This is a genomic window from Pseudoflavonifractor sp. MCC625, assembly GCF_018784545.1.
Taxonomy (GTDB): Bacteria; Bacillota; Clostridia; order Oscillospirales; family Oscillospiraceae; genus Pseudoflavonifractor_A; species Pseudoflavonifractor_A gallinarum.
On the sequence record NZ_WQOJ01000048.1, the window covers coordinates 1,008 to 1,755 of the forward strand.

General features: G+C 52.4%; 2 protein-coding genes. Both read right to left on the reverse strand.

Features of this window, described 5'->3' with window-relative positions; genetic code table 11:
• Positions 1-309 (reverse strand): CHC2 zinc finger domain-containing protein (locus tag GPK94_RS16205; protein WP_252192667.1); only part of this gene is annotated, 309 nt, incomplete at its 3' end.
• A 6-nt stretch (positions 310-315) separates the two neighbouring features.
• Positions 316-594 carry an immunoglobulin gene (locus GPK94_RS14355; protein ID WP_117453436.1) on the reverse strand — a complete coding sequence of 93 codons (279 nt, stop codon included), beginning with the start codon at positions 592-594 and terminating at the stop codon, positions 316-318.
• Positions 595-748 lie beyond the last annotated feature (154 nt).

Consider the following 748-nt stretch of genomic DNA (forward strand, 5'->3'; position numbering starts at 1 on the left):
TGTTTTCTGCCGGACATATCTCCTACGGGGAGGGGCCTGACTGTCATAGATCAGGCCAAAGTCCTGTGCCAGTTTCTCCGCCGCTTCTTTTGGGGAGAGGTCAAAGAGCTTTGCGGTAAAGTCGATCACATCCCCATCTTCACCGCAGCCAAAGCAGTGGAATCGCTGGTCTACCTTCATGCTGGGGTTCTTATCATCGTGAAAAGGACAGCAGGCCATGCCATTTCGCCTGACTTTTATCCCATAAAGCTCTGCCGCTTCTCTGGTGCTGACTGACAGCTTGACTGCTTCAAATACATTCTCTGCCATGTGCCTTTAACTGCTGGACTTTCGCATAGGAGGCTGGTATCCGGCAGCTTTCGCACGCTCACTGGCAGCTTTGCGGCGTTCTGCGCTATATGGCTCCCTGACTGATACACACCGCTTGGGGACGGTAAAGTTATGGGCGTCCTTTCGGGTGATCTGGTCGGGGTGCTTTTTTGCCAGCAGATCCAGCTTCTCCATCAGACGGGGATCATGGGTATAGATCTCAGCCATTGGTTCTGCCTGATTATAGAGAAGAATGGTTTCCCGTTCCACTAAAGAGAGCTTCATCGGCTACCTCCTTTCCGCTGGTCAAATTCCAGCTTGAAGTTGGCGTACTGTCCATCGTCCTCCAAAACCACAGTGGCATCGTAGGTCTTTCCGGTTTTCTCCGAATATAGGCCCGTCACACGGACACGGCCATCGTTAAGCAGTGCAGACACCA